The organism is Myxococcus vastator (genome assembly GCF_010894475.1).
GTDB classification, from domain to species: Bacteria; Myxococcota; Myxococcia; order Myxococcales; family Myxococcaceae; genus Myxococcus; species Myxococcus vastator.
In genome coordinates this window covers 1-6,015 of sequence record NZ_JAAIYB010000493.1, presented here as the reverse complement: position 1 = coordinate 6,015, position 6,015 = coordinate 1, and the positions used below count along the sequence as shown (strand labels likewise).

The 6,015-nt window shown below is 70.0% G+C and carries 7 protein-coding genes; 4 read left to right on the top strand and 3 right to left on the bottom strand.

Going from position 1 to position 6,015, the window contains the following annotated elements; all coding sequences use genetic code 11:
- Together G4D87_RS32240 and G4D87_RS32235 are read right to left on the bottom strand one after the other, a co-directional pair.
- Nucleotides 1-248 (bottom strand): GNAT family N-acetyltransferase (locus G4D87_RS32240; protein WP_240358781.1); only part of this gene is annotated, 248 nt, incomplete at its 3' end.
- Between the two features lie 25 nt (nt 249-273).
- Nucleotides 274-2,412: a M13 family metallopeptidase gene (locus G4D87_RS32235; protein ID WP_163786526.1), complete on the bottom strand. Its 2,139-nt coding sequence runs from the start codon at nt 2,410-2,412 to the stop codon at nt 274-276.
- A gap of 245 nt (nt 2,413-2,657) precedes the next feature.
- On the opposite strand from G4D87_RS32235, the gene G4D87_RS32230 reads away from it, so the two are divergent.
- The 3 genes from G4D87_RS32230 (at nt 2,658) to G4D87_RS32220 (ending at nt 5,027) form a co-directional block, all read left to right on the top strand.
- Nucleotides 2,658-3,263: a DUF4136 domain-containing protein gene (locus G4D87_RS32230; RefSeq protein ID WP_163786525.1), complete on the top strand. Its 606-nt coding sequence runs from the start codon at nt 2,658-2,660 to the stop codon at nt 3,261-3,263.
- A gap of 103 nt (nt 3,264-3,366) precedes the next feature.
- Nucleotides 3,367-4,359: a Rieske 2Fe-2S domain-containing protein gene (locus G4D87_RS32225; protein ID WP_163786524.1), complete on the top strand. Its 993-nt coding sequence runs from the start codon at nt 3,367-3,369 to the stop codon at nt 4,357-4,359.
- A gap of 17 nt (nt 4,360-4,376) precedes the next feature.
- Nucleotides 4,377-5,027: a TetR/AcrR family transcriptional regulator gene (locus G4D87_RS32220; protein WP_163786523.1), complete on the top strand. Its 651-nt coding sequence runs from the start codon at nt 4,377-4,379 to the stop codon at nt 5,025-5,027.
- A 26-nt stretch (nt 5,028-5,053) separates the two neighbouring features.
- Here G4D87_RS32220 and G4D87_RS32215 read toward each other — a convergent pair whose 3' ends face one another.
- A complete protein-coding gene (locus G4D87_RS32215) occupies nt 5,054-5,452 on the bottom strand; it encodes a hypothetical protein (protein WP_163786522.1) in 399 nt (132 codons plus the stop codon).
- A 185-nt stretch (nt 5,453-5,637) separates the two neighbouring features.
- Here G4D87_RS32215 and G4D87_RS32210 point away from each other — a divergent pair.
- Nucleotides 5,638-6,015, top strand: a 378-nt coding sequence (locus G4D87_RS32210; RefSeq protein WP_240358780.1) for an MFS transporter, incomplete at its 3' end; no start/stop codon positions are given.

Genomic DNA, 6,015 nt, shown 5'->3' with positions numbered 1-6,015 from the left:
CGTCCCACCCACGCGCCCGTGGACTTCTCCAGCACGGAGAACATCGCGAAGCCCTGGAGCGACCACGCGCCCGCCATCGCATACAGGTTGCGCCACGCCATCAACCGCGGCTGGACGCCTCCGATGAAACGCGCCGACTCCGGGTCGGCCGACAGCGCCGCGAAGCCCTCCAGGTCCTCGGCCAGGGGCGGCCGAAGGAGGAGACGCGGCGTTTCGAGCACGGGGCCCTTGCTTGCCAGGTGAGACATTTCAAACACCTTCATGAAATGAGGTCTACCAGATGCGGACGCGCTGCTCGGGAGCCAGGAACAGCGTCTGCCCGGGCTTGACGTCGAACGCGCCATACCAGGCATCGAGGTTGCGCACGGTGGCGGTGCGGTACGGGCCCGGCGCGTGGCCGTCCGTCATGATGATGCGGCGCAGGTACGGCTCGCGGTAGTTGGTGCGCCACACCTGTCCGAAGCCGAGGAAGAAGCGCTGGTCGCCGGTGTAGCCGTCGATGACAGGCGCGGGCTTCCCGCCCAGGGAGAGCTGGTAGGCGTCATAGGCCACCGCCACGCCCGCCATGTCCGCGATGTTCTCTCCCAGCGTCAGCTCGCCATTCACGGACAGGTCCGGCAGCGGGCGGTAGGCGTTGTACTGCGCCGCCAGGGCCTTCCCCGCGGCCTGGAACTTCGCTTCGTCCTCCTTCGTCCACCAGTTCTCCAGCTTGCCGCGCGCGTCGAACTTCGCGCCCACGTCGTCGAAGCTGTGGACGATTTCGTGACCGATGACCGCGCCGATGCCGCCGTAGTTGACGGCCGGGTCCGCGTTCGCGTCGAAGAAGGGCGGCTGGAGGATGGCGGCCGGGAAGATGATGGAGTTCTGCTGCGGTGAGTTCAGCGCGTTCACCAGCTGCGGCACCATGTACCACTCCTTCCGGTCCACGGGCTGGCCCAGCTTGGCGACGTTGCGCTGGTACTCGAAGCGGACGGCGCGCTCGGCGTTGCCGTAGGCGTCACCGGCCACGATGTCGAGCCCCGAGTAGTCACGCCACTTCTCCGGGTGACCGATGCTCGCCTGGAGCGTGCCCACCTTCTCCTTGGCGCGGGTCCGCGTGTCGGGCGACATCCACGTCAGCGCGTCGATGCGCTTCTCGAACGCGGTGATGATGTTGCGGACCATGGCCTCCGCTTCCGCCTTCACCTCCGGCGGGAAGTGCTTCGCCACGTAGAGCTTGCCCACCGCTTCGCCCATGGAGAGGTTGGTGACGTACACGCCCCGCTTCCAGCGCTCCGTCTGCGCGGGCGTTCCGCTCAGCGTCTTGCCGTTGAAGGCGAAGGTCTCGTCGACGAAGGCCTTGGGCAGGTACGGGGCCGCGCGGGCCACCGCGTGGAAGGCCAGGTAGTCCTTCCACGCCTGCAGGGGCTCGCTCTGGGCGAGCTTCGACAGGGCGGTCAGCGCGCTCGGCTGCCAGACGATGAACTGCTCCTGCGTGCCCAGGCCCGCGGCGTCGAAGAACGCCTTCCAGGCGAGGCCGGGCGCGCGCTTCGTGAACTCCGCGCGCGGCCAGGGGTTGTTCGCCTTGGAGATGTCCCGCGTGTCGACCTGCGACACGTGCGCCTGGGCCATCTTCCGCTCCAGGGCGAAGACGCGGCCCGCGCGCGTCTCCACGTCATCGAAGCCGGCCAGCTTCAGCATCGTCGCGATGTGCGCCTGGTAGCGCTCGCGCAGCTCCGTGAAGCGCGGGTTGTCGGCCAGGTAGTAGTCCCGGTCGGGCAGCCACAGGCCGCCTTGCAGCAGGTAGGGGGCGTAGCGCGACGGCTCGTTCAGGTCCTCGGCCACCCAGAGGCCGAAGAGCCGGTCCGTGGTGACGTCGCCCATGTTGAGCGCGTCCACGTCCGCGCGCAGCGTGGCGCCCAGCACCGTGGCCAGCTGCTCGCGCTGCCCGATGGCGGCGATGCGCTCCAGCTCCGGCTTGAGCGGCGTCACGCCCTTGGCCTCGATGGCCGCCTCGTCCATGAAGCTGGCGAAGAGGTCTCCCACCTTCCGGGCCTCGCTGCCCACGGGGGCCTGGCGCTGCGCCTCGATGAGCTCGCGGTTGCGCTGGTCCGCCTGCTCCGCCAGCGTGGTGAACATGCCGTAGCTGGAGCGGTCCGGCGGAATGTCCGTCCGCCGCACCCAGGTGCCGTTGGCGAAGCCGTAGAAGTCGTTGCCCGGCACGATGTCGCGGTCCATGCCGGGGGTGTCGAAGCCGAAGGTCCCATACGTGGGCTTCGGCTTGGACGCGGGCGGCTCGGCGGGCGCCGCGGCGGCGGGCGGCGCGGCTTTCTCCGCGGAGGTGGAGGACGCGCAGGAGGTGAGCAGGGCCGTGGTGCACGCGGAGAGCAGCACCTGCCTGGCGCCGGGGAATCGTCGATGGGGAGGTGTCAAGGATTGCTCCTGAAGCTGGGGGCTGCGAGCCGAAGACCGGGGATATAGACGGTCTGGCATCCGAAGGCGCGGGCCGAACAACGGATTCAGCGGTTTCATCCCGAGCGGGCAGACCTTTCGCCCGGACCCGCTCCGCCACAGTCGCCGGACGTGCGGGCCGTACCCGAGGGTCGCGTGACGGACGCCTAGGTTTGCAGGGAGCCGGTGCCGCGATGTGTCCGCGCCCCGACATCCAGGAGGCTCCCATGCGGCTGTTGTTCCGAATCACCCCCGTGCTGTTGGGGCTGGCGCTGGCGGCCTGCTCGGGCATCCGCGTCAATACCAACTACGACCCCAGCGCCGTCGAGCAAATCGAGGACTTCCGCCGCTACGCCTGGCTGCCGCAGCCCCAGGGCAAGGACGCCCGCGTCTACAACGACATCGTCGACGTGCGCGTGCGCATGGCGGTGGACCAGGAGCTGAAGGCTCGCGGCTACCAGAAGGTGGACATGGGCGCGGACCCGGACTTCTTCGTGGGATGGCAGGGGGCCATCGACACCAAGGTGTCCATCGACACGGTGGACTCCTTCTATGGCTACCCCTGGGGCCCCTACTGGAGCCCATGGAGCTCCTTCTACGGGCCCTATGGCTATCCGTACGGCATGGGAGGGCCGCGCACCTACGTCCGCGAATATGACGTGGGCACGCTCATCCTCGACGGCGTGGATGCCCGCGAGCAGCGGCTGGTCTGGCGCGGCACCGCCCAGGCGGAGCTCCACCGCGACCTGTCGCCCGATGAACTCCAGAAGAAAATCAACGACGCCGTGCACAAGCTGCTGTCGCGCTTCCCTCCGAAGCCGGAAGCGTCCTGAGCCAGGCAGGCAAGGCACTCCCGCGCGTTTTCGGTTGCGAGCACCCAGTCCGGCCGCCAGTATTAGACCAGTGGTCCAACTGATGGTCCAGGGCGGGTGTTCGATGAACGAAGCGACGGGCTCGAAGCACGCCGAACAGTGGGCGGCGCACTGGTACGCGGTGGCGCGGTCACCGGCGCTCGGGGCGGGACGGCCCTTGGGAATCCAGCGCCTGGGGCGGCGGCTCGTGCTCTGGCGGGACACCGCGGGCGAGGCCCACTGCGCGGATGCGGCCTGTCCCCACCGGGGCGCGGACCTCGGGCTTGGGCGCGTGCGGCAGGGGGCGCTCGAGTGCCCCTACCACGGCTTCCGCTACGACGGAGGCGGCGCCTGTCTGGCCATGCCCTGTGAGGGCCGTGACGCGAAGCCCTCGCGAGGCCTCGCGCTGCGGTTGCATCCGGTGCGGGAGGCACATGGGTTCATCTGGGCGTGGCTGGGGGGCCGGGCGCCAGCAGCCCTTCCCGCGCTGCCCTGGCTCGCGGACGCGCCGGAGCCTGATTCGAGCAGCGCCGCGGTGGAGGAGGTCTGGAACGCGCGCTTCACCCGGGTCATGGAGGGGATGATGGACCTCCACCACTTTCCCTTCGCGCACCGGCGTTACGTCCCGCCGGGCTACACGCGGCTGGACCCCTACGAGGTCCACGTGGACGCGGCGGCCATCCGCACCGTCGGCTGGCTGCGCAAGGAGACGCGTCCGCCCGGGACGGGGTTCCGGTTCGACATCGACGTGGGCTATCCGGGCGTGCTCCACCTGCGCTTCTCGCCCCGGCTGGACGCCGCCGTGGTCTGCACGCCCGTGGATGCCGAGCACACGTGGATCGCGGCGCGCTTCCATCAGCGATACGTCCGGCTGCCAGGGCTCCGGTGGCTCGCCGCCCGGCTGGCGATTGCGTTCGAGTTCCGCTTCATCCAGCCAGACGACTACCGGATGGTTCGCTCCAGCCTGCCTCGCTCCGGCGCGCTGACCCACGGGACGCTCGTCCGGGCGGACCGCGCCATCGCCGCGTGGCACCACCTGCATCGCGCGGCGCTCGGCGACACGCCTGGCGCATCCTGATAGAAGCGCTGCGTCCGATGCCCCGTCCCCGCGCCAGCAGGCTCGACCCCGAGCGCAGACAGACACTCCTCGACGTGGCCGCGGAGGAGTTCGCGGAGCACGGCTTCGATGGGGCCTCCTACAACCGCATCCTGGAGCGCGCGGGCTTCTCCAAGGGCGTCGCGTACTACTACTTCGAGGGCAAGGACGACCTGTACGCCGCCGTGCTGGCCCTCACACTGGACACGCTGGCGCGGCGCTTCGATGCCTGGCAACGGCCCGCGGACGCGGAAGGCTTCTGGCGCGCCCTGCGTGCGCGTTACCTCGCGCTGACGACGCACATCGTGGACGACGAGCGCTCGGCCCGGCTGCTCCGGAGCATGTCGCAGGCGCGCACCCATCCGAAGCTCCAGGAGGCGTGGCTGCGCTTCGAAGGGCCGCTGGTGGCGTGGTTCCAGCGTGTCCTGGAGGACGGGCGTGCGCTGGGCGCGGTGCGTGGCGATGTGCCGGAGTCCCTGCTGCTCACGTCCCTCATGGGCATCGGACAGGCCACGGATGGGTGGCTGCTCGAACAGTGGGCGCACGCCGGAGCGCCGGCGCTCCAGCGCGGGGCGGAGCAGGTGTTCGCCCTCTTCGAGGACCTGCTGGTCCCCAGGCCCGTGGGCCCGCCTCCCGCGAAGCGGCGCTGAAGGCGGACCCTGGCGGGCAGCGCGGCTCAGTAGGCGCAGGCCCGGTTCGCGCAGTACCCCTGGACGCCGCGGCAGACACAGTCCGCGTCATCGATGCATCGGGTCGACGGACACGTCGGACCACCGCCGCCTCCGCCTCCACCGCCGCTGTACGTGTAGCTGCACGCATTGAAGGAGCACGTCGCCGTGCGCGCCGTGGGGCACGCGTCACGGCATTCCTGGTCGGAGCTGCACCGGACCGACATACAAACGAGGCCAGAGACGTCGCCCTCACGGAGCTCCGCGTCGGACTGCACGCGCTGCGAGCACTCCGCCGCGCTCGCCACGGCGACGTGGGGCTCCGGGGACTCCGCGCTCGCGGCGGGCGGCGCGAAGGCCAGCAGGACGGCGACGCTCCAGGACAGACGGTGTCGACGGGAAGGCATGGTGACGTTCCTCTCAATCCCCGAGGCCAGGCCCCTGTCGGTGTGCAGGGTTTTCGGGGATGTAAAGTCTATCATGGCTGAATCTGGCCATTCGCCGGACGCGAAACCTGTTCCCCTGGCGGGCAGGGCCGTCAATCATCAGGCACATGCCCCCGCCATCATGGACTTCTCCCGTGCCCCGGAACGTGCAGCGACGGGTACGGGCGCTCGTCTTCGTCACGGTGTTCCTGGACCTGGTGGGCTTCGGCCTCATCATCCCCTTGCTGCCGTTCTACGTGGAGTCCATGGGCGGGACGGCCACGACGGCGGGCGTGCTGCTGGCGTTGTTCTCCCTCGCGCAGCTGGTGGCCTCGCCGGTGCTGGGGCGGCTGTCGGACCGGGTGGGGCGCCGTCCCGTCATCCTGCTGAGCCTGCTGGGCAACGCGATCTCCATGGCCCTGTTCGCGTACTCCACCCACGTCCAGTGGCTGCCGTGGTTGTTCGCGTCGCGGCTGCTCGCGGGCGCCACCGCGGGCAACCTGGCGGCGTGTCAGGCGGCGGTGGCGGACGTCACGGAGGAGGGC

Coding starts and splice junctions, on each gene's coding strand:
- G4D87_RS32215 (WP_163786522.1), bottom strand. CDS start 5,452: ATGCCTTCCCGTCGACACCGTCTGTCCTGGAGCGTCGCCGTCCTGCTG.
- G4D87_RS32230 (WP_163786525.1), top strand. CDS start 2,658: ATGCGGCTGTTGTTCCGAATCACCCCCGTGCTGTTGGGGCTGGCGCTG.
- G4D87_RS32225 (WP_163786524.1), top strand. CDS start 3,367: ATGAACGAAGCGACGGGCTCGAAGCACGCCGAACAGTGGGCGGCGCAC.
- G4D87_RS32220 (WP_163786523.1), top strand. CDS start 4,377: ATGCCCCGTCCCCGCGCCAGCAGGCTCGACCCCGAGCGCAGACAGACA.